The sequence below is a fragment of the Bradyrhizobium sp. Cp5.3 genome (assembly GCF_000426265.1).
GTDB classification, from domain to species: domain Bacteria; phylum Pseudomonadota; class Alphaproteobacteria; order Rhizobiales; family Xanthobacteraceae; genus Bradyrhizobium; species Bradyrhizobium neotropicale.
On sequence record NZ_AUFA01000062.1, the window covers coordinates 1 to 21998 of the forward strand.

Genomic DNA, 21998 nt, shown 5'->3' on the forward strand with positions numbered 1-21998 from the left:
GCGGGCGCTCGACCTCGATCTTGCCGCCGTGGAAGCCGATCCGTCCCCGCGTTCGGCCCCAACGGTGCGCCCGCCGCGCCGCATCGCGACCGTGGCGCGGCCCGCAGGCCGCCGTGACATCCGCCTCCATCATCGTGCCGAGCGCCTCGATCCCCGCCGCAAGGCAGAACCGATCAAAGCTCGCCCGCACTTCTGCAAACGCTTCGTCCACAGCCCCAGTCGCCGGCGAACCAGCCGGTGTGATATCTCTCGTCATGGCGTTGCTCTCCTTTGTGGAATCAGCACCCCGAGCCTACCGGCTCAAGGTGGGCAACGCCGACCTCTTCAGAAATTCAACAGAACCCGGGACATCCCCGATGCCAACGTCGGCCCACCAAACGGAAGGCAGACCCAGCCGCGGCCCCGGGCGAAAATAGTACGACAGCATACAAGCGCAAGCATACCAACAATTGTAATTCCCATGCGGTCGTATATTTCCGGCATAGTTTCGTCGCATGTTCAATTGGCCGTCATAGCCATGTTGTTGGCCGACAAGCGGAACATCTAGCACTACGTTTAGCACCCTACAGCTCCTCCAAATCGACCAGCGAGCTCGGCAAATAGCGTGCCGAGCGGCCTTAGCGCCAACTGCTCCGCAACAGATGCCGGTAGCCATGCCTGCCACACACTTGGCGCAGGTTACGGCGTGCTCGCGGTCGCAAGAAGTCAGGCTCGGTTCGTTGCAGTGGCGCAGTCGTCCGGTCATGGAAACCATTGGAGCGCAGCCAGCCCTCTATGCAACGTCTAATCGGGTTGACCGCGACTCCGGCCCATGATCTATGACGCGCCATAACGGCCCCCTGTCCGGTCACCGCGGGTGATCTTCACCATATGCGAATGACGCGAAAACGATCAGAATAGAACGAGACTTCCGGTTCCCTCGGGCGGGTCGATCCATGTCGTCCAACCTAACTCTCCTTCGCCCAGAGTCCATTCCGGCGTCTGCCCGAGCGCTAGTTCTAGCTGGAGATCCCATGCCAAGGGCTCGCGCAGAATAATGTTAATGAGACTGCAAAGTATGGCATGGATCTCGCAACCGGGCAGCAGCGACCGAAACTGCTGTTGGTTGAGCGGGCCGAGGCAAAGCCGGAATTTGCCCACGATGTCCGGCATGGTTGTGCCTGCAAGGGTGTCAACGCCAAGCTCAAGACCCATCTGGCCAAGGTGCCATTGCGCCTCCGGTGGAATGTCAATCTCGCGCAAGATGAACTCTTCAGCCCGGGCCGAAATATTGAGATGGCAGGAAATCACACCGGCCACAAGCTTAGCCGACCGGCAGCACAAGGCAAGGACGCCGGCATGCGGCAGCAGCCGCGACCGCCATTCCCGTTCGCTGGCTGTGTCTTCCCCGGACATGAGTCCAAAGAGCGCACCAATCAGCACCGAGATCGCATCGGTTGCGCCCTCCTCAAACCGCAAATGGTGGCGGTAGTACCGCCAGATCGGCAGCAGCAGGCCGATCAGACGGTGATTGAAGAAATCGAAGAAATCGCCGAGCGAACCCATGCCGTCCGCGTGCATGACCCGTTCGGTGTAGAAGGGCGGCAGCGGGGTGGAGGGACCGTGCAGCCCGAGGAAATTGACGTCTACCTCCACTCGCTCGCCGACCGCATTGACCTGTCTGATTTCCGCGATCTCTTCGGCAGGAAAGCCAAGCGTCGGCGCCGCGCGAAAGCGTACCGCCTCACGCGCGGGATCGTCAGTGGATCCGATTGGCGGAGCGCCGCTGAAGCGCCGCTCGAGTAGCGCGGCGAGCGAAAAGAACCCAAAAGCCGAAAGCTCATCGCGTTCGTCGGGGGCCGTCAGAGCGGCGTGATCGATCCACTTCTCGCTGGCCATAGGTAGTGTGCGTTGCTTTCCGTGCCGCGGACCGAAAACCGGTGTAGCATATTGATGCCGGCAAACGTCGCGAAGAAAGCATCGAGCACCGATCCCAACAGGAACAGTTCGCTCTCACCACCGATCTTGCTGTCGATCACGGCCAGTTCGATATTTCGCATTCGGATCGGGGCGCCGCGCACCACGTGATCGGTGTCCGTGGTCACGAATTGGTCGATACCTTCAAGCAACAACTCCAGGCGGCGTCGCGCCTGAACGTCGTAGACCGCACGGAACTCATAGGTCGCAAGGACGGTCCGCAGCGCATCGACGTTAGCCATCGCTCCGTAGTTGCGCGCCAGATTGGTCATCAGACGCCGCAGCAAGCCATCACTGACCGGTGGAGGCACTTCCGGAACCACTGCCGTGATGTTGCAGAAGGTCACCGAGCGAGGCGTATCAGAGGTCGGCAGATTCACGCTCCCGATAGGTAACTGGTCGGCAATGGGTCCGTTGGAGCAGGTCAATTGCAGGGATGCGACGTCGACCGGCGGATGCTGGCCAATGTCGAGCCGGTCAACGAAGCTCACGTAGTGATCGACGCCCCGGCCGACCACCGCCGGCCGGATACGCTCGCGAAAGTAGGCGCGGTCACGCTTGGCGCCGGGGAGGTCGTGGCGCAGCAGATCGAATGGCTCGAACTCGATGCGTTCGGGACGGCCTTGCACATAGCCGGTCACGTGATCGACGGACTGGACGGAGAAGTTCGGCCCTCCCGAGGCAAGCACGCGGTATTCGGTCTTGGTCCGATTCAGCCGAATTGGCGAGGCTTCATGGCTGAAGACGTTGATTGCTGGCGTGCAGTTCAAGCAAATCTGGCCCTTGCCGACGCGCAACTGGGCGGGGAACGGACGCCTAAACTCAAGGCTGAGCCTGCACTCAGTCTCCGTGCGGGCTGCGAGCGGCTCGAGACCAGACAATTCGACGTAGAGAAATTTCGACGGATAACCGAGATACTCCTGAATGATCCGGAATCCCGAGAAGGCGTTGCGCGGCCAGGGCAAAACCGCCTGGTCATCGCTGAAGCCGACTGGCGCGATCTGCGCTGAGCCGATTGCGGCCACCTGTCGATCCGCCACGGTAACAGTTCCCAGCGAGGCGTGACGGCACAGCCATGCCAGAAGGCAGCGCCCCACTTGCGGCTCCCGCTCGGTCGAAAAGAAGAGGCGGAGCCGACCATTTCTAAGACATGACAGGTTCTGCTGGCCGGTTGCTTTGATACGCAGGATTAGCCGGGCCGAATTCGTTTGGTTCTCCAGCTGAACGTCATTGATCTCCAGGGGCAGCACGTCGATTGCGTAGCAGGTAACGAACGTGCAGTTCGTTCCCTCGATCGGCCGCGAGCGGACGCTGGTCCCGGCCGGCACGTTCAGGCTCGCGGCGCTCGCCGACGATTTCAAGGCAAAGGACAGGGTCGTGATGGGCGGCAGAGCTTGAAGATATTGCGGCCATACCATCCGCAACAGGCCGTGGACAAATTCGGGAAATTCGTTGTCAAGCTTTTGTCGCAACCGTGCGACGAGGAACGCGAAGCCTTCCAGCAACCGCTCGACATCGGGATCAGTGGCATCCCGCCCGAGAAAGGGCGCGAGCTTCGGATTCGCCAAAGCAAAGTCAGCGCCGAGCTCGCGCAAATAGGCCAGCTCATCCTCGTAATACGGATTAAGGGCCATCGCCGCTCCGGCTCCTTACCCGAACGTGCTTCTCGCAGATCGCATCGAAGGAGATTGGCTGCATTTGAGCATTATAATCAACCGTCGCGTTGACGTGGAAGCTCAGCTGCAGCGGATTGTCGGGATCGGCCTGAAAGCGGATCGATAGATGCTTCAAGCGGGGCTCAAATGTTTCGATCTGCTGCTTGAGCGAATGGGCGAGCGCACGGACCGCGTCGGCCCCCTGTCCGACAGCCTCGTTGAGGTCGGGCATGCCGAAGTCCGGTCGTGTTTCGCAGCAGCCCTGGCGCGAATTCAGAACCCGACGTAAGTTTTCCAGGACGCTTGCGCGGAAACGGTCGAACGAGGGCTGATTGGTTGCCGTCCCGTCCTCCAAGCGCTCCATAAGACTACGGTCGAACATCCCCTGCCATCTCTATTGCTTGTCGAGCTTACCCTTGAGCGTCAAAGCAAAGTCCGCGCCCATGTACTTCAAGTGTGGAACGACGGCAATGCCGACGCGATACCAGCCCGGTTCACCTTCGACGTCCTCGACGCTGATCTCCGCCTTACGCAAAGGACGCCTCGAGCGCACATCCGCCGACGGATTCTCCTGATCGGCAACATACTGGCGAATCCACTTGTTCAGCTCGCCTTGCAGCTCCTCCCTGCTCTTCCACGAGCCGATGTTCTCGCGCTGTAGCACTTTGATGTAGTGCGCGAAACGATTGATGATGAACATATAGGGCAGCTGACTACCGAGCTTGTAGTTGAGCTCGGCGGCCTTGCCTTCCTGGCTATTCCCGAAATATTTCGGCTTCTGCACCGAGTTTGCCGAGAAGAAAGCGGCATTGTCAGAGCCCTTGCGCATTGTCAGTGCGATGAAGCCCTGCTCAGCAAGTTCGAACTCGCGCCGGTCCGAGATGAGAACCTCCGTCGGCACCTTACTCTGCAATTGTCCCATCGCCTCATAGGTATGCAGATTGAGGTCCTCGACCGCTCCGCCCGACTGGGGACCGATGATGTTCGGGCACCAGCGATATTTGGCGAAGCTCTCGGTTAGCCGCGTCGCGAAGGCAAAGGCAGCGTTACCCCAAAGGTAGTTGTCGGTTTCGCTGTCGGACGCCTCCTGGTAATTGAAAGCCTTCACCGGAACCGTCTCGGGCCCATAGGGCAAGCGCAGCAGAAAGCGCGGTAGCGTCAAGCCAAAATAGCGAGCATCCTCACTTTCCCGGAACGATGTCCACTTGGCGTATTTTGGTCCCTCGAACACCGATTGCAGATCCTTCAAACCTGCGATCTCCTCATGACGGTCGACGCCAAACATGTCCGGCGCAGCGGCGGCAATGACTGGTGCATGCGACATGGCAGCCACCGCGCTCATGTACCGCATCAGCTTAACATCCTGGATGCCACTGCCAAATTCGTAGGCCGATATCATGGCCGCGACGGGCTGCCCGCCAAACTGGCCGTACTCTGCGGTGTAGACATGCTTGTACAGGCCGGACTTGACGAGCTCCGGGCTGTCCTCGAAGTCGGTGAGCAGTTCGTTCTTGCTGACGCTGAGGATTTCGATCTTGATGTTCTGACGGAAATCGGTGCGGTCGACCATGAACTTAAGGGCGCGCCAGGCCGACTCGAGCCTTTGGAACTCGTCCGCGTGCAGCACTTGGTCGAGCTGAGCCGAGATTTTACGATCGATCTCAGCGATCATCTGATCGACGAGCGCGTTGTTGACCTGCTCGTCGGCACGGCCGGGTTTGACGAGCTCGGCGAGGAAAGCCGCGACGCCCAGCCGGGCGAGGTCGTACCCTTCGTCGCGCGGGGTGATCCTGGTTTCGACGAGGACCTGATCCAGCAGCGGAAGGTCAGTGGCTGAGGTACCGACTTTAGCTGGCTCCTGCGCACTTGTGTCGGTCATAGCGCCCTCTCCCTTAAAACAACTGGTTGATCCGCTCACTCGCTCTTGCCGGTGAGCTCGCTCAAGAGCCGCGGCCGCGCGCCGTGGTCTTCGAGCAGATTCTGAATGGCTTTGCGGAAACTGGGCACGTTGCCAAGCGGACTTTTCAGGGCGATCAGGGCCGCGCGCAATTCGATCAAGGCGCGCAGTTCGGGGATTTGCTGTGCGACACGTTCCGGCTCGAAGTCCTTCAGGCTCTCAAACGTCAGCGACACCGGCAGCTTGCCGGCCTCGGGCTGGTCGTCGAGCTTATTCTCCGCGGAGATATGAAGGGCAAGCTCCAGGCTTTTGACAACCTCGCTAAGATTGTCCTTGTCGATATTGACGAGCTCGCGCGCCTCAATCGGGCGGTCATCGGCCTGACCGGTGAAATCGCCCAAAACCAACAATTTGAGCGGCAGCTCGACATCCTCCTTGAGGTTTCCGGTTGCCGGCTTGAAGCGAATGTTGATGCGTTCCTTCGGAGCGACCGAGCTTTCCCGTGTCATATAAGTTCCCGCTAAAGCTTATTCCTGACTAATCAGCTACGATCAAGCTGGTTCGCCCGTGCGATATCGATGGCTGCGACCCGGGTTCGGATTTGCTCGAGCGCGCGGCGACGACCCGACTCGTCAATCATGCGCCGCGAGTCGGAGTGGGTCATCGCGCGAAAGCGCAATTCGGCGGCGTCGAGCGCAAGCGAAGGCTCCCAGCTTTCGAGATTGCGCTTGGCGATCACCTCTTCCATGTGCTCCAGCAGCGGGATGGCGGCTGTGACGAGGCCGGATTCGATGCAGAAGCGTGCTTGCACAAGATGGCCCAAAAACCGGGCTCGTTCTCCGCTCGCCCCGTCCAGCGCTCGCGACAACTTCTCGAGTGCGGCCTGCGGCTGCCCGTCGCCAATCAACCTGTGTGCTCCGGCAAGCGCTTCATCGACAAGATCACGGCCCGTCGACACGTCCGCGGCGCCCGCCGTGGCCCAGCTACGCGTTTCCTCATCCGCGAATGGTCGGCCGTCGTTGAATTGAAACGCCAATATACCCGGATAGCGTGCAACCAGCAGAGCTAAGCCCGCGCGCACCGCCGCGGCCGCCGGCTCAAAGAGCGGCCCCATTTTCTCCAGCGCCCTAGCGGCATGCCGGTGAGCGTCGAGCCAGAACGGTGCCGTCCAGACGATCTCTTCGGCTAAGTTCACGATATCGGCGTGCTGACTGGCCCCGACCCTTGCTTCCAATGCAAGGATGTGATCGTCGGGCGGAGATATCAATGTGCGCCCGTCCGTATCAGGCGGCAACGCATCAAAGCGCAGCCATGAGCCAACGCGATTGAGCAGATAGACCTTCGGGTCTGCGGGCGAGGCGATGCGCCGGGCAGCCGCCGCCTGTCGCAACGTATCAGGCAAGCGTTCGATAGAGCCGGCCCAGTCGCCATCGGAATTAGCCGGTGCTGCCGGTTGAGCAACCTCAACCAGCGAAGTAGATTTCGCCAGTGCGCCCCCGACCTGCTCGGCGGCTTGGGTCGCCTCAACCGCACGTTCCGCAGCCGCGGCGATTGCGCGCTTGGCTTCTTCGTGGTACGGTTGCAGCGCCCTCGATAACTCGCCCAAAGCAGCTTGCTCATTGACCAGCTTCTCGTGCAATTGCCGATCGAGATCATCAAGCGCCTCATAAGCAGCGAGCACTGCTGGATACTCGGTTTCGATTGGCGCATTCTCTGCCACCTCAGGTCCAACGCGACCAACGAGCCAATCGATTGCTCCGACCCGCGCCCGTTCCCGCTTGATCGGCGGAAAGAGCCCCTCCCAATGCGCGTGCACCATGCCTCGCAAAACGCCTAAGCCGATGGCAAGGCCCTGGTATCCTTCGGTTCGAAACAGACCATAGGTTGCCCAGCAGGCAACCAGAATGTCCTTCGAATCGTTCGACAGGATATGAAGTGACAGCGTACTGACTTTGCTCCAGTCAACGGCAGCTGGTCCGTCGGCATCCATGCGCCGCACCTCGGCCTCGAGCTGCTCGAATTCAGCTGCGTCACGGACATTTATGCCGGCAGGCGCGGGACCCGGCACAGGCACCACACCGTGCAGCGTACGCGGATCGATGTCGTCTCGACCCGAGATACAATAGTTGATCACCGTGACAAAACCGTGCGTGAACGCAGATTGCGGCGGATTGCGGCAGGGGCGAAGTCAACGTCGTATCCACCGCAGAAGATAAGCTGACAAGCGACACTCTTGTAAGCCACCACCGGGACTCCTTGAGCAGGCGTTGCTGGAGCCACCTCACTTTCAATGCTCGTGCCAATTGGCAGCGCTTGATTTGTAAAGGTTATTGTTCTCAGCCGGACGCGGCGTGTCTCCGACGGCATGTCGCAAATCCGACAGTCATAATCAGAAGAACCGGTGATCTCGATATCCCAGTGCTCCTCCAGACCGACTATCGAGCTCTCCCATCGGCGACGACGCGATGGTGCAACAAGCGATCAATGCAGGTTTTGGAGACCGTGTTTCACCCGACGGCGGCGAAGTGCCTGAGCGGGCCGAGATCAAGGAGAAGTCGCGGCGCTCGACCTATCGGCGCGGCGAAATCCCCGATAGCGCCCTCCGGCTCTTCATCGCGGCCGACTTGCAGAAGCAATCGATCCCCTACGTGATCCGGGGATGGAGTGCGCGCGCCACGTCATGGCTGATCGACTGGGGTTATCTGCGCGGCGATACGGCCGCGACCGTTGTCTGGGATCTGCTCGCCGAACTGATGTCGACGCCGATCGACGGCATGCTGATCCATTTGACCTTCGTCGACTCCGGCTTCCGGCCCAGCAAGACCGACACGCTGCCGCTCAATCGCGTTTACGAGTTCTGCCGGCGATTCCCCCGGCGCGTCCGCCCGAGCAAGGATCGAGCGGGACGATGCGCGTGCCGCTGATCATGTCTAAGATCGAGGTCAATCACGCCGGCAAGGCGGCCAAGTTCGGCCTCGATCTGGCGCGGCTCGATAAGGACGCGCGCAAGATGTCGGCCATGATGGCTGTCCTTGCGGCGCGTTGGTTCGGCGCGTTTGTGACGGCTAATGGCGGTGGCGGCGGTGCGGTCAATCCTGCTACTGGATATGGCGGCCAAGGCGGTGCAGAAGCCAGCAATGGTGATTTTAACACGCGCGGCATGGTGGCGCTTCTGGCGCTGGAACTGGCACCAACGCAACCAGTGGCGCTGGCGCTTCCGGCATAAGTGCACCTTCGTTCTTTGGCGGTGGGGGTCCCGGCACGCCATGCTCGGGTGGAGATGCGCCCGGCTTCTTTGGTGACGGTGGCAGCGGCGCGACTTCCAGTATATCCGGAGGCAATGCCCGCTGGCGGCAGGGGCGGCGACGGCAGTGTGGTGATCACCGAGTTTGAGTTCGTGATGTACCTTCCGAATCGCAACGGATGGAAGGCGCTCGCCATCGCCGGGTTCGTCGCGTTTATCATCCTGTTCGCGATCTGGCTTGCCAACGCGGCGTCAGTTCGGTTGATCGTGCTTCACAGTGCGGACGGGCGCGAAATTCTCATCAACGCAATGCAGATCACCAGCCTGCGCGCAGCGCGCGAGAGTGATCACCCGAACAAACCTTTCACCCCGGATGTGGCCTGCATGGTCAGCCTGTCTGATGGGAAGTTCGTCACAGTGACCGAGACCTGTGACACCGTGCGCGATTCCGTCGACGATGCGGCGAGATAACCACCGAGTTACCCCAGCTGACGCAGGGCGGCTCGCGAGCTGGGGCCGGTTTAGGTCACGTTTGGGTACGGGCATCGGAAGACTTGACAATCACCCAACATTCCACGTCGGCCGCACTCTACCTGTTGCGGACATACGCTAAAGACGGAACCGGTCGTCGTCGCGATGATTGTTAGAGCCTGACTCAAAATTGCATTGCTGTTTTTATCGCTGCGATGCGCCTTGTCATGAGTTGGACAGAGGCGAGGAAGAGCCAGGCAGTTGCGCTTTCGATGGTTCGCTCGAAGTCCTTGGCCAATCTGCGGTTGCGGCCGAGCCAGGCGAAGGTTCGTTCGACCGCCCAGCGGCGCGGAAGCACCTCGAAGCCCTGTGCGGCATCGGAGCGCTTGATGATCTCGACAGTCCACCGGCCGATCTTTTCCAGCACCGCCTTGAGCTTTTCGCCGGCATAGCCGCCATCGGCGAAGATATGGCGCAGCCAGGGGAAGCGGTAGCGAATGCTGCACAGGACATCTGGCGCGCCGTCGCGATCCTGGACGTCGGCAGCGTGAACGATCGCTCCGACCAGGAGCCCTTGGGTGTCGGTGACGATGTGGCGCTTTCGACCCTTGATCTTCTTTCCCGCGTCGTAGCCGCGAGGGCCGCCACTTTCCGTGGTCTTGACCGATTGGCTGTCGATCACGCCGGCCGTCGGCGAGGCCTCCCGGCCGATCGCCTCGCGCGCCAGCATCAGTGCGTGGTTGATCGATTGCCACAATCCGTTGTCGCGCCACTGGTAGAAATAGTACTGCACCGTGGTCATTGGTGGAAACAGAGTGGGCGGCAGCATGCGCCACGGCAACCCGCCGCGCAGCAGATAGAGCACCGCCTCGACGATGTCACGATAGCTCCATTTCGGGCGCCGCCCGCGCTTGGCCCGCACAGGAAGCAACCTCTCCAGCACGCCCCATTCCGCATCCGTCAAGTCGCTTGGCAAACGCAGCTCCTCTCGGGCAAACTGTGCCCGGGTGATATCAGTCCACATTCTCGATCCCTTTGATGCTTCGCAACACCGATGGAATCAGAACTCGCTGATATCACTCAACTTATTTTTCGGTCGGACACTTAGTGAGCCTCCATCATGGCGGCTACTGCTGCGTCCACGCTACCAGTGCCTGTTCAGATTGTTGAGCCAATCGGCACGACCGTAGGTCAACGATGACCAGAGGCGTTAGTTGAATGACAAAAACAACATCGTTTGGGTCGGCTCTGGCCCGAACTCCCTCGCGTATCGTTTCCGTGCTGACTGTCGTTTCGAGCAACCAGACAGACTCCATCTGCTTGCAGTGTGTGAACGTCCGCAGATACTCGTGAACGGCTGAGTAGTTACGGCCCCGCTGTCGGAGATCGTAGGTTACAAGGACGAACGGCCATTGATTGCTCCGTTCGCTCGCTGCCCGCTTACGTCGCCGGGTGTCGCCAGTCGTCGGAAAGTATCGCCGAGAAATCGTGCAGGCACCTATCAGTCTTGGCTGGTCATCGCTTCCAGGCGGGCGAACTCCTTGGTGGCGCCCCTCAGGCCCAACTACCAAACTTGATAGTACTCCGGACGATCGTGGCGGCTAATCTTGGTACGACGTTTAGCGATCGTCGCGAAGATGTCGGGAGGAGCTTTCAACGATGCTCACCGCCGCAGAAATTTCGGACGCCAAAAAGCGCCTCAAGTATCCATACGCAAACGTTCTGCACGAACATGACGACTGCGTCAGGATTGCCTATCAATGGCTTGACGCGCAAATAACAACCAAGAGAAAGCTGAGGCGAGCGTATCCTCTGAAGGAGATCATCGAAATTTGGGGCGGCCGGTACGTTGCATCGTTCGATGTAGAAGTTGCGGCTGAAATGCACCCGCGAATCCGAGGGACGTACCCTCAGTTCAATATTAGCTCTCGCCTTACGCTCCCTTCCGATCGTCGGCTTGCAGACATAGCCGAGGCTAGAACGCAAGATTACCTGCTTACGGCAGCTCACATCACGCAAACATATGCTCGGATCGTCTACCTCGCGGCGGTCGTTGCCCGCGCCGCCGGCGAAGGTTATGGCGAGGAGGCACCGGCAACCGAGCGCACGCCGGATGATGAGCTGTTGCGTGAACGTGCGACCACTGCCCGCGAGTTCGATCCTGCCGAGATCCGGCATGGATGCCGCAGCAAGACGCCACCGCCTGCACTGAACGCCATCCTGCCGCTGGTCGTCGTCGTCGCCGTCAATCTTCTGATGTCGCTTGGCGTGTTCCCGAGGCTTGATTTCTCCTATCTCGCCGAGGAGCGTTGGGGCGGCACGTCGATTTCAGCCGTCGCCGGCGTCTGGTCGGGTGCGATCGCGTTGATCGCTGCCATCTTAACTGTCATCGCTCTCAACTGGCCTCGGCTGCCGGCGCTTCGGCAGACCATGGATGCCGGCGCGAATGCGTCCGTACTGCCGGCGCTGAGCGTTGCAAGTCTCGTCGGCTTCGGCGCTGTTATTGCAGCGCTGCCTGCATTCGCAGCCGTGCGCGACTGGGTGCTGGCAATCGAGGGCGGCCCCCTTGTTTCTCTCGCGGTTGCAACGAATGTCCTGGCGGCGCTGACCGGCTCGGCGTCGGGCGGCCTCACCATTGCGCTCGACGCACTCGGCCAGACTTATGCCGAGATCGCGGCGCAAACTGGCATCGACCCCGCTCTGATGCATCGTGTCGCGGTGATCGGCTCAGGCACGCTCGACATCTTGCCGCATAACGGCGCCGTGGTCAGCCTGCTCTCGATTTGCGGCATGACCCATTACGACCGCTACTTCGACATTTTCATGGTCGGCATCGTTCCGTCGGTCGTCGCGTTGGCCGTCGGTGAACCGCACGGCCAGCTCTCGCGGCGATAGCTCTGGCAGTTCCAGCGCCAGATCAATGATCTGGTCGCGGACGTCGTCGGGGATGCGGTTCCAGACCCGGTCTGGTCGGGACCGATGGTCAGCCAGCGCCTCGACGCCACCCTCGCAATAGCGGTCATACCAGCGATAAAACGTTGCTCGCGGGATGCCGAGCTTGTCCAGCGTGCGCTTGGCCGGCAGGCGGATTGCTCAACGAGCCGGATGATCTCGGCCTTCTCGGACGCAGGGTATCTCATGCCTCGTCCTCCCTATCTCTTACCCGACAGGTGAATGCAAGGGCATTCCCCGAAAGTGCCCGTTCATGCTTTTTTGAGCAGTCGGTTCTCCAGGGTCAAATCGGCCACGGCCTCCGCCAGACATATTGAACGTCAACATCGCCCAGCGCCTCGGCCAGCAGAGGGCCGGTCCAGCGCGCAAACCCTTGCGGGGCCGGCTTATCCAGCAGCTTCAGAACCGCTTGTCGGTGGCCTTCGTATAGATCGGCTGCTTGCCGGGCCGCGGCTTGTCCTGCAGCCCTTCAAGGCCGTGATCGGCATAGCGGTGCCGCCAAAGGCTGACAATCCGCGGCTGGACTCCGACTTCTTTGGCGATCGAGCGGGTGCTGCGCCCGTCCGCCGCCAACAGAACTATCCGCGCCCGCTTCAAATCGCGCTGCAACGTCACCGGCGAGCGACAACACGCCTCAAGCACCTTGCGATCTTTCCGCGAAAGGTGGACTTCTCTTGCTTCGGGGATCATCCGTATCTTGAATCACGACTCACGATCCAAGAAAGTGGGTACTAGGCCGAGCCCAGAGTTGCCTTGTCGTTCGGTCGATACACGGAAGTGATCTACGCCAAGACAGGTCCACGGAAGTGGACGATCTCTTTTGCCGATCGCGCGGCTGTCCAGCAATATCGGTCCTTTTCGACCACGCCGACGCGATCCGGACTCTGGGCGTCGCTGCCGTGCAAGCAGGACTTCGTGCCGTTCCGGTCCGAGACGAGCTTTGCGACCGGCAGGGTGCGCCCTGTCTAAGCCAGAAAGCCCGCTGCTTGGGGTTCGAGGAGAAGATGATGTGCGCCCTGCGCTCGATCTCTTTGCGAAGAATGGCGAGCGATGGATCGCTTCGGAGCCCGGATGTGTGCCGTCATTGCTGCCCGCCGCTACCGCGATCAGGACATTAACTTGCACCCAAGAGCGCATTTTCCATTCGGATGCGGAGCTCGTTGGGGGTGACCTTGAACTGGTCGGCACCGACGGCGAACGCGGAACGGCTGACCGTAGGCAGTGTAGGTCAGCGTGCGGAGAAATCTTCGGATTTGCTCGACATGCTCGGGATCATCTGACGAGACGAGGAGGTGGAAGTTGATCGGTGAGGCAGCGCCGATGCCGTGCCGCAGCTCAACATTGGGAAAAGATGAGGCCAACGTCGGACAAGCGACCTGACCTCCAGTACGCGACAGGCATGACCCATCACGACAGCTATTTCGATATTTTCATGGTCGGCATGGTTCCTTCGGTCGGCGCGTTGACCGTCGTGATCATGCTCGGCGGCGGAGTGGGATCAGTTTGAATGGGGCCTCCTTTGTCACGACGCAGGCTCCTTGATCGCGAATTTCGGCGGCGCGCGCAAGCTCGGCAGGCGCAGATCGCGGTGATATCTGAAGATCCACCATTCCTGGTAGGTGTCAGGACCGTCGGAATGTCGCATGCTGGAGCTACAGCGTAGAGCTGTTGTATTACGGAGACGAGCCGATGCTCAGGCTGCACGCGAAGCTGATACACTGAGTTGTCGCTGGATCAAAATAGGAGCACGATCCTTCAACGGAGGCGGCTCGTGACCTACACTATCACGTGTCATCGAACGGAGTACGTCCGAAAGTATTTCTCCGTTCAAAGGTCGAGCGCGAGAGATGCCCTGTCTAAAGCAGAGTTTCTCGAAATGTCTGACATACAAATTGATTACATTGATACTCCTGCGGACGGACGTGTTGACATGCGTATGCTCCGGAAGTTGGCTGAAAGAGAGCGCACCTAAAGCTCTCCACCGGTTTTTGCGTGGTCTCAGGCCGATCGGCACGCCAAGTGCTCGAATGACAGAGGAAGAACGTCAACATCTCCATGGCAGAGGCGCAAGGATATCACTCCCAATCGGGCGAACGAACCTAGCGCGGCCCGGACGTGCAGCAATGTCAAACCCTAATTGGTTCTCCTGGTTGAGCTTTCCATTTTTCGCCCCCCTCAGCGGGTCGGTGGTGCAGGACATCGCACCGGACTTTCACCGGGAAGTTGATAATGAAGTAAGCGCGCAGATTGGCTTAGCTGAACAGTTGGTCATTCTTTCCAATGCCGTTAAAGAGCTTGGGGCGATGCTCGAAGGCATCGAAGAGACGCGACCAGGCGCAACGCTCAAGACAGCATCCGAGAAAGTAACAACAGCAATGGGGCAGCTCACAGAGATGGAAGCAAAAGTAAACGAAATCAAACAGCGTCATAGCAAAGCCGCCGACCTTGAGGCTGAGCGCGCGCTAGACCGCCTGAAGAAGGTTAACCCCGACGGATATGAGGCCTTCATCCGTAAGCGTGAGAACCGCGGGGACATTGGCGAAGACGCCGGAAAGTGGAACGGTGCATCAACCCAACCAGGCAAACGATAGAGTCAGATGCTTAGCTCGCCCTCAACTGTACCTGGATCTGTAGCGTAGCAGCGGCTGGTTAGGATCTGTGGTCGGGCGAGAGTTCTGAGGTCTTCAGCTATGTCTGGTTTAAGACTCGGGTTTCCGAGCTTTTGCACGAAGATCGACGTCGCTGGGTCGGCGCCTCCTATTCCGCGATCCCATGGGTCGGCGCATTCGGTCCTGACGCCGCTCACCAGAGCGTTTACCGTTAGAGCCGTTGAGCAGCCAGCAATACAACCAGTGAGGCAACGGGAGAGCGTGTTTGTTATGCCAATGCCGCGGAAACCAGTCCAGTTTATTCTCCGCGTTCTGACCAGTTCGGATCGGAGGTCTGATCGTGAACAAATGCTCCAGCGCTATGACCTGCTATCAGCATGGTCCACGCTGTTATCAAGCCGACCTCAATTTTACCGAACTCAAGACGTGGTCGTTGGTGGAGAAATTGCCGTATTTGCCACGATGAAGGCCCGCGCTCACAATGACATTAAGGCCGAGTTGTCATCCCCTTGAGCTCCCCATAGCTATCCGGAGGGCGGCCTCGCCGAGCATGAGGTGACTAAGCGCCGTGCCCGCTTCGGCCCGAGCACCATCGCAGCACGGAGGCGGATCCGCATCTCAAGAACTATCGTTCACCAGTCGCACAGAGCGGACCCAACGTTACATTCCAAATTCGATCGCAAAAATGGAATGGCGAATCGAAAAACAGCTCGCCGAACGCTGTTGCTTTTGAATTCGCCCACTCCCGTTTGGGCCGCAGCAAGAATAGTGATTACGTCTCAAGGACGTCAACAAGCGAGGTAAGCCTACAAGTTCATGTAGTTGTCGGATTGCTGTTTGTACCGCTCTCTTTTGAACGCCCGTTCGCTGACACCGGGGAAGCCATGTCGACAGTTGTCAACGCAATTTGCCGCCTTTGGCGGCGACGTTTTTTTGTTCTTCTGGGGATCATCGCCGTCGTCGCCGTGATCGCGGTCCTGACCAGCCCCCAGGTCGGCGCTATAGTAGAAGCTCTGGAGCCGCCTAGTTTACCTGAGCCGTTTTCCGTGAGCGAGCAGGTCGCGCTCGATCAGGGCTGGAACGCCAATGACGCCGATCGATTCCATCACGAAGCCCAGGGCACGCACACCTTGCCGATTCCGCTGCCATGGTTTCTCGCCCTGGAAGCGCCGCTGAACTCGCCCTTCGCGGTTCCCTTCTTCAAACGCGAACGGTTTGCCGACGACCGCTATTTGTTGCGGTTCGGATTCATCGGGTCCGCCAAGAGCAAGAACAATGAATACGGTTTGCCGATCGGCTTTGCATATTCGCCGTTTCAGTCGATCAAGGGACTTCCGCGCAAGGACACTGCCGTCGGATTGACCTGTGCCGCGTGCCATACCGGCCAACTGGTCTTCAAGGACAAGCGCTATATCATCGACGGCGGGCCCGCCGTGACCGATCTCGGTCAATTGACCTTTGCGCTTCGCGCAGCGCTCGCACAGACCGCCTTGTCGGCAAAGCTGCCCTTCTTCGACGGCCGCTTCCGCCGGTTCGCGAAGGCCGTTCTGGGAACCGAGTACAACGATTTGACACGCGTCCAGCTGTCGAAGGAGCTCGAAGGAATACTCAGTGCGCTGATCGATCTGCCCGCCGGGATCGACGTCACGGAAGGATTTTCCCGGCTCGATGCGCTCAATCGCATCGGCAACCAGGTGTTCGCGCTCGACACCGGACGCTACAGCAACTATGTCAACATCAACGCCCCCGTCACCTACCCGCACATCTGGACCTCGTCATGGTTCAATTGGGTGCAGTACGACGCGTCGATCATGCAGCCGCTGGTGCGCAATGCCGGCGAGGCGATGGGGGTTTCTGCGGAGGTCAACTTCACCGCCCCGCCGAACGAGGGACGCTTCGCGAGCAGCATCCCCTTCGACAATCTGCACTGGATCGAACAACAACTCGCCGGAAAGGACCAGCCGCTGGTGAAAAAGGCCTTCACCGGCCTGAAGGCGCCGACCTGGCCCGACGGCTTTCCTGCGATCGACAAGGCCAAGGCCGCCGCCGGAGCCCAGCTCTACGACAAGCATTGCAGCGGCTGTCATCTTCCCGCGCTGACGCCGGACATCGAACGCGGCAAGGCGCCGGACGCGAAGTTCTGGGAGCACTTCGGGCCTATCCGCTGGCGCGGCCGGGATGGGCAGGAGAAGCAGACGGCGGAATCAGTGCTCTACGTCGAGATCTTCGAGCAGAGCCATATCGGCACCGATCCGGCCCAGGGCAGCATACTGCGCAACCGCACCGTGGACACCGCCGGCCGCGAACTGGCCCGCGCGGGCCAGACCAGCCCCGGACTCGGCGTCGACATCGATGTCTGTCAACTGAAGGCCGACAAGACGCTGGATACGATCCACGTTTCGGACAACGCGATGCAACTCTTCGCGCTTGCGCTCGGCGCCACGGTCCAGCTCGGCATCAACGAATGGATGCGATCGACCGGGACGAACCGCGCGGATGTCGAAGGCGATCGGCCGAATTGCCTCGCGGCAGGTTTCGGCTACAAGGCGCGTCCGCTGAACGGCGTATGGGCGACCGCCCCCTTCCTGCACAACGGCTCGGTGCCGACGATCTACGACCTGCTCAGCCCGGTCGCGGAGCGCCCGAAAGCCTTCTTGCTTGGCGATCCCAGCTTCGATCCGGTGCGCCTCGGTATCGTGACGCGGACCGTCGATCCCAAAGGCAAGACCTACGACCGCGACGGCTACTTCATTCTCGATACGTCGAAGTCCGCCAATCGCAACACCGGGCACGAATTCTCCAACGACAGACGTGAGGGCGTCATCGGCCCTGCGCTGTCTGCCGATGAGCGCAACGCAATCATCGAATTCCTCAAGTCGATCTGAAATTGATGAGGTCAGCTTCGACCAGGACAGTCACGAAGACCATCCCTCCCGAGGGGTGGACGGAGTGTGCGGACCGATCGATCCAGGCGAAACCTTTCTCGAGTTAGGGGCGGCCATGGCGGAGCAGAAGAAGGGTCTGGCGGCGAAGTTCCTGAAGTGGATGATCGCCAAACATCCGGATGCGCTGTTCGCGATCATCCGGCACGTCAGGCCCAATTTGGCATTGGGGGCCGCAGGTCCGGTGTTCATCACCCGCTTCCCCGACGTGCAGGAAGCGCTCAGCCGGCCCGACATCTTCAACGTCACCTATGGACCGATGATGGACCCCTCGGTCGGCCCCTACATGCTCGGCCGCGACTGCACCGAGATCAACCAGCGCGACAAGGGCATCATGCGCGCCTTCATGCGCATGGAAGACCTGCCGGTCATTCGCCAGAAAGTGCGCGGCCTCGCCAACGCGTCCGTCGAAAAACAGCTCTACACCCAGAACCAGATCGAGGTGGTCAGCACGCTGTCGCGCCTGGTGCCGATCCAGCTGACCGGAGAATATTTCGGCTTTTCCGGCCCCGACCTGGCGTCGATGTTCCGCTGGTCGCGCGCCACGCAGTACGATATGTTCCACAACCTGGAAAAAGATCCGAAGGTGCACCAGGACAATATCGACGCCGGACAGGAGATGCGCGCCTACCTGACACAATTGCTCCCGCAACGGCGCGAGCAGTTGAAGAATGGTACGCCGCTCGACGACGTCCTCAGCCGCCTGCTGAAAAGCCATTTTGACGATTCGATCGGATTCGGCGACGAGCGCATCATCACCAACATGATGGGCACGCTGGTCGGTGGCATCGAGACCACGTCGGCATCCATCGTGCAGCTGCTCGACCAGCTCTTCAAACGTCCGAAGATCCTGAAGGAGGCGATCGACGTCGCCAACAGCAACGACGATCATCTGATGTATCGCTATTGCTGGGAAGCACTGCGCTTCAACCCGATCAATCCGTTCGTGGTGCGCCACTGCCGGACCAACTACCGGATCGCCAAGGGCTCGCTGCGCGCGGCGACAATCAAGGCCGGCAGCACCGTTCTGGTCTCGACCCGGTCGGCGATGCGCGACGGCTTTCAACTGCCGGCGCCCTCCGGTTTCGCCATCGACCGGCCGGAGTCGGTCTACATGCATCTCGGCTACGGGATGCACACCTGCCTCGGCGACCAGATCAGCCGCATCCAGGTTCCGGAAATCGTTCGCCGCATCCTGCAAATTTCGGGCGTGCGTCCGGCCGCGGACATTGACTTCGCCGGAGGGCCGTTTCCGGAGCGCTATCTCATCACCTACGACACGCCGGCCTAAAGGGCGTACTTCTCAGTAACGAGCCGCGACTGAGGAATGGTCTGCAATATCCGGCGGCGAGGCGATTGCCGCTTTTTCGGTTAATGTGACACTGAGTCCCGGCACAATTGATAAGGGGCAGATCATCTGCCATGTAAATCAAACCGACCTCTTCGCCGCGGGGTTTTTGAGACACATTGAAGGTTTGGGAGATTTTTGGCTCATCGTCGCCACCAGGAGCGAAGATGAAGCAGAACTCCGGACCGGCAAAGCGCCACCAGAACGAGTGCTAAGCTGACGGCAGGCCCTGGACGACTTGCCGCCGTCGGCGCAGACGGTCGGGCTCTACATCACCGGCACGGTCGGTTCTGATGGGCTGAATACCGACCAAATGCATATGCGCTCCCAGATAGAAGATTTGCGCTGCAAGCGCGTGCGTGACGGCCACGATCGCCATTTCGGGTTGTTCGCTCAAGCTGAGCCGCAGTCGCAAGGTGCGATGCGCGGTGAGTCGCGCACGAGAAGATGAGATAACCTATCCGGCGCCGCTTTGCCCTCCACACCTTCATCCCCATCCGGGCCCCGGGAAACTGACGAGACCTCAGACTTTTTCCTCCACAGAGGTGTATCCGCGCCTGCGCTTGGCGCGCTCCAGCCGTACGAATGCTTCGCCCGCTTTCGCGCTGGCATCGAAAGTCTGCACCATCGTCTGGCCGGTCGTGCCGATCCGGCCCCAGTTGCAGATCAGCGATGCAGCGAGGCAAAGTGGCCCTAGCTTGAGGTTCGGCATGCATGGATTCTCGCTTTCTGTGGAAGCGAGGTCCAATGAGTTTTATGAAATCGATCAGAGCCCAAACGATTCATCTCAGTCCACCAGGCGGGCGTCTTCAGCGTGTGGCTATGATGTGGAGGGCTCCACGGCCCGAAACCTTTGCGACAGGGGACCAGAGAGCTTATCGTTCCGCGGGCTCATAGCACCCGAAAGATCATTGAAATCCCTTGGCTGCGTCGAAGAGCGCCTGCGATAGCTCCGGTCGGCTTCCGTTTCGAAATGTCTTGTGGCTAGAACCGTGACTTCAGTCGATCGGCACGGTCTCGATAGGGGCCTTGCCGGCCCGGCCGAGATCCGTTCATGCGATGGCTGGAGACACCAGCTTGACCGGCGCGGCCGCGATCTCCTGCCAATCGCCGTGGCCGCTGCGATAGCGGTAGGAGGCGATTCCCGATTGCCAGTTCGGGACCAGGGTCATGCGCAGATCGACGTTGGGCAGAATCGCCGGTCCAAGCCCGCCATGCGTCGGCCAGTGGATCGGCGGGTAGCCAGTAAGGAGTACTAGAAGTAGTGCCGGCGCCGGCGGGAGCGTCGGCAGCTGGCTGTAATTGCCTTGCAGGGAGGTGGCGACATCGAGCGGCGGATTAACAGCTTGGGTGATGCTGCCGAAGCCTTGGATCCGCCTGTTCGGCGTGTCGACGACCAGATCCAGCTTGAAGATTATGCCTCCGGGGCGGCTTTCGCCAATCTGATAGCAGGCGTGAAACAATCCGACGTGGTCTTTGGTTGTCGTATCGGGCATAGAGCTATCCTTTCCTAGTTAAGAGTATCTGATCGGGTGATCTGCTGTGGTCATCCGGCCAACTGCCGCACGTAGTCGTCAGATTCTTCCGCCGGGATCGCCTTCACCGGAATCAGGCGCGTGCCATTGCTACCGGACACGACGATTTGCGGCACGTAATGGCCGGGGAAGCTGCCCTTGACCGCGAAGGGCGTGAACCCTTCACCGAGCGGTCCCGTCCAGCCCATCACGTCGATCTTCAAGCCGCCGACCCAATGCAGATCGCGCACTAGGGTAATTCCTGTCGTGAAGTTCGGCGCATCACCCTCAACCTCGACCAGAAATAGCCCGAATCCGTCGGGTCCGTGGATGAAGCTGGCTTTTGCCGTGTTAAACGGCTCCGTCTGATAGAAACCCATGATCTCCTCCTGCTGAGCTGACGACGCTTGGCGACGCTGCGCAGCACCCCCGCACGCCTGATGACCAGTGCGGCGCTGGGCTGGTGTCCGCCAGCGGCCGCAAACGCGTTCTCCCCGCCAGGGATCTGGGACCTAACTAGCAATGAGTGTGCCACCTGAAAAGTTGCGCTTAATGGCGATAGAATGGTGCGCCTCGCTGGTGCGAGCCCCGCGGCTTAGCGTCGAGTTGCGATATTGTGGCATCGACCTGACACGGATGAATACGACGACACCAGCGTCAACCTTCTGCGCGACCAGTCTAAGACAACCCGGTTATATGCGAGCTAATCGGGTCGAGCACTTTCAGCTGCAGCACACGGCGCTCGCATCATGCCGTCGCAGAACCTCGCGGCAATCGCCGATTCACATTCGATGTCATTCATCGAGAACTCGGCGTTCTGTGCTGGTCTCGAAGACGTACCGATCTGATCCGGTGCGGCCGGTGATGGGAGCCCAGTGAGGCGAACCGGACGTTTACCGATCCCGCCGTGTGATGCCTTCGAGTAATCCAAACTGATTGAGCTAGCCTGAGAATGTTAGCAGTCGCACACGGTTGTCAGCTTTGCGTCCATTGACGTCGCCCCGATGCTCACCATCACTGTGGGATCAGCATTTTCGGTACGGCACGCCGGTTGCTCTGTTTCTCGGCACCATTACCCACCCGCGCTCGGACTAGGCGCGGCGGCAAAGAAAGTGATCGTATGGCAACAGGCACTGTGAGGTAGTTCAATGATCAAAAGGGGTACGGATTTATCGCTCCAGACGACCGCGGAAACAACATTTTTGTCCACATTAGCGCCGTAGAACGCGCTGGACCCTCTGGTTTTGCCGAAGGCCAAAAGATTTCTTACGAAGTCAAAGTCGACCCCAAGCGTGGCAAGAGCAGCGCTGAAAACCGGGGATGTCCCGGGTTCTGTTGAATTTCTGAAGAGGTCGGCGTTGCCCACCTTGAGCCGGTAGGCTCGGGGTGCTGATTCCACAAAGGAGAGCA

General features: G+C 60.0%; 19 protein-coding genes and 3 pseudogenes. 8 read left to right on the forward strand and 14 right to left on the reverse strand.

Annotated elements, in window-relative coordinates; genetic code table 11:
• From K289_RS46620 to tssA, 7 genes and pseudogenes are all read right to left on the reverse strand, one after another.
• A pseudogene (locus K289_RS46620) lies at positions 1-256 on the reverse strand (IS256 family transposase); the annotation flags it as partial.
• A gap of 635 nt (positions 257-891) precedes the next feature.
• A complete protein-coding gene (gene tssG, locus K289_RS46625; protein ID WP_051311239.1) occupies positions 892-1878 on the reverse strand; it encodes a type VI secretion system baseplate subunit TssG in 987 nt (328 codons plus the stop codon).
• Positions 1842-3590 (reverse strand): type VI secretion system baseplate subunit TssF, encoded by a 1749-nt coding sequence (tssF, locus tag K289_RS0137525; protein ID WP_027556100.1) that lies wholly within the window; start codon positions 3588-3590, stop codon positions 1842-1844. The genes tssG and tssF overlap by 37 nt, the downstream gene beginning before the upstream one ends.
• Entirely contained in the window at positions 3580-3993 is a 414-nt protein-coding gene (gene tssE, locus K289_RS0137530; RefSeq protein WP_084788890.1) for a type VI secretion system baseplate subunit TssE, read from the reverse strand. Before tssE ends, tssF begins: the two co-directional genes overlap by 11 nt.
• Before the next feature lie 12 nt (positions 3994-4005).
• Positions 4006-5490, reverse strand: coding sequence for a type VI secretion system contractile sheath large subunit (gene tssC / locus K289_RS0137535; protein ID WP_027556102.1), 1485 nt, complete (start codon positions 5488-5490; stop codon positions 4006-4008).
• Positions 5491-5525: 35 nt separating this feature from the next.
• Entirely contained in the window at positions 5526-6017 is a 492-nt protein-coding gene (gene tssB / locus K289_RS0137540; protein WP_027556103.1) for a type VI secretion system contractile sheath small subunit, read from the reverse strand.
• A gap of 32 nt (positions 6018-6049) precedes the next feature.
• Positions 6050-7642 carry a type VI secretion system protein TssA gene (gene tssA, locus K289_RS0137545; protein ID WP_027556104.1) on the reverse strand — a complete coding sequence of 531 codons (1593 nt, stop codon included), beginning with the start codon at positions 7640-7642 and terminating at the stop codon, positions 6050-6052.
• 331 nt (positions 7643-7973) lie between these two features.
• Between tssA and K289_RS0137550 the strand changes: the two genes are divergently transcribed.
• The 3 genes from K289_RS0137550 (at position 7974) to K289_RS0137560 (ending at position 9223) form a co-directional block, all read left to right on the forward strand.
• Positions 7974-8432, forward strand: a complete 459-nt coding sequence (locus tag K289_RS0137550) for a terminase gpA endonuclease subunit (RefSeq protein ID WP_027556105.1) — start codon at positions 7974-7976, stop codon at positions 8430-8432.
• Positions 8417-8734, forward strand: a complete 318-nt coding sequence (locus K289_RS0137555) for a hypothetical protein (RefSeq protein WP_027556106.1) — start codon at positions 8417-8419, stop codon at positions 8732-8734. Before K289_RS0137550 ends, K289_RS0137555 begins: the two co-directional genes overlap by 16 nt.
• Positions 8735-8806: 72 nt before the next feature.
• Positions 8807-9223, forward strand: a complete 417-nt coding sequence (locus K289_RS0137560; RefSeq protein ID WP_156918399.1) for a hypothetical protein — start codon at positions 8807-8809, stop codon at positions 9221-9223.
• 184 nt (positions 9224-9407) lie between these two features.
• Here K289_RS0137560 and K289_RS0137565 read toward each other — a convergent pair whose 3' ends face one another.
• Positions 9408-10247, reverse strand: a complete 840-nt coding sequence (locus K289_RS0137565) for an IS5 family transposase (RefSeq protein ID WP_027556108.1) — start codon at positions 10245-10247, stop codon at positions 9408-9410.
• Between the two features lie 635 nt (positions 10248-10882).
• Here K289_RS0137565 and K289_RS46630 point away from each other — a divergent pair.
• A complete protein-coding gene (locus tag K289_RS46630) occupies positions 10883-12118 on the forward strand; it encodes a GntP family permease (protein WP_245284110.1) in 1236 nt (411 codons plus the stop codon).
• Here K289_RS46630 and K289_RS51075 read toward each other — a convergent pair.
• The 3 genes and pseudogenes from K289_RS51075 to K289_RS52925 all read right to left on the reverse strand — a co-directional run.
• A pseudogene (locus K289_RS51075) lies at positions 12077-12483 on the reverse strand (helix-turn-helix domain-containing protein); the annotation flags it as partial. The gene K289_RS46630 and the pseudogene K289_RS51075 sit on opposite strands and share 42 nt — an antisense overlap.
• Positions 12477-12865 (reverse strand): annotated as a pseudogene (locus tag K289_RS46635) (helix-turn-helix domain-containing protein); the annotation flags it as partial. The pseudogenes K289_RS46635 and K289_RS51075, both read right to left, overlap by 7 nt.
• An 832-nt stretch (positions 12866-13697) precedes the next feature.
• The gene (locus tag K289_RS52925; protein ID WP_256380040.1) at positions 13698-13820 is read right to left on the reverse strand and encodes a hypothetical protein; all 123 of its coding nucleotides are present in this window, start codon (positions 13818-13820) and stop codon (positions 13698-13700) included.
• 478 nt (positions 13821-14298) lie between these two features.
• Here K289_RS52925 and K289_RS0137600 point away from each other — a divergent pair, with 478 nt between their 5' ends.
• From K289_RS0137600 to K289_RS0137610, 3 genes are all read left to right on the forward strand, one after another.
• Entirely contained in the window at positions 14299-14766 is a 468-nt protein-coding gene (locus tag K289_RS0137600; RefSeq protein WP_027556110.1) for a hypothetical protein, read from the forward strand.
• Between the two features lie 1064 nt (positions 14767-15830).
• Positions 15831-17669: a di-heme-cytochrome C peroxidase gene (locus tag K289_RS0137605; protein WP_245284111.1), complete on the forward strand. Its 1839-nt coding sequence runs from the start codon at positions 15831-15833 to the stop codon at positions 17667-17669.
• 115 nt (positions 17670-17784) lie between these two features.
• Complete coding sequence (locus tag K289_RS0137610) at positions 17785-19017, forward strand: cytochrome P450 (protein ID WP_027556112.1); 1233 nt, start codon at positions 17785-17787, stop codon at positions 19015-19017.
• A gap of 580 nt (positions 19018-19597) precedes the next feature.
• Here the strand turns inward: K289_RS0137610 and K289_RS46640 are convergent.
• The 3 genes from K289_RS46640 to K289_RS0137630 form a co-directional block, all read right to left on the reverse strand.
• Positions 19598-19786, reverse strand: a complete 189-nt coding sequence (locus tag K289_RS46640) for a WGR domain-containing protein (RefSeq protein ID WP_084788891.1) — start codon at positions 19784-19786, stop codon at positions 19598-19600.
• A gap of 340 nt (positions 19787-20126) precedes the next feature.
• Positions 20127-20570, reverse strand: coding sequence for a DUF1842 domain-containing protein (locus K289_RS0137625; protein ID WP_027556113.1), 444 nt, complete (start codon positions 20568-20570; stop codon positions 20127-20129).
• Between the two features lie 50 nt (positions 20571-20620).
• The gene (locus tag K289_RS0137630) at positions 20621-20968 is read right to left on the reverse strand and encodes a hypothetical protein (protein WP_027556114.1); all 348 of its coding nucleotides are present in this window, start codon (positions 20966-20968) and stop codon (positions 20621-20623) included.
• A 791-nt stretch (positions 20969-21759) separates the two neighbouring features.
• Here K289_RS0137630 and K289_RS49570 point away from each other — a divergent pair.
• Complete coding sequence (locus K289_RS49570) at positions 21760-21927, forward strand: cold-shock protein (RefSeq protein WP_245284112.1); 168 nt, start codon at positions 21760-21762, stop codon at positions 21925-21927.
• The last annotated feature ends 71 nt before the right edge of the window (positions 21928-21998 follow it).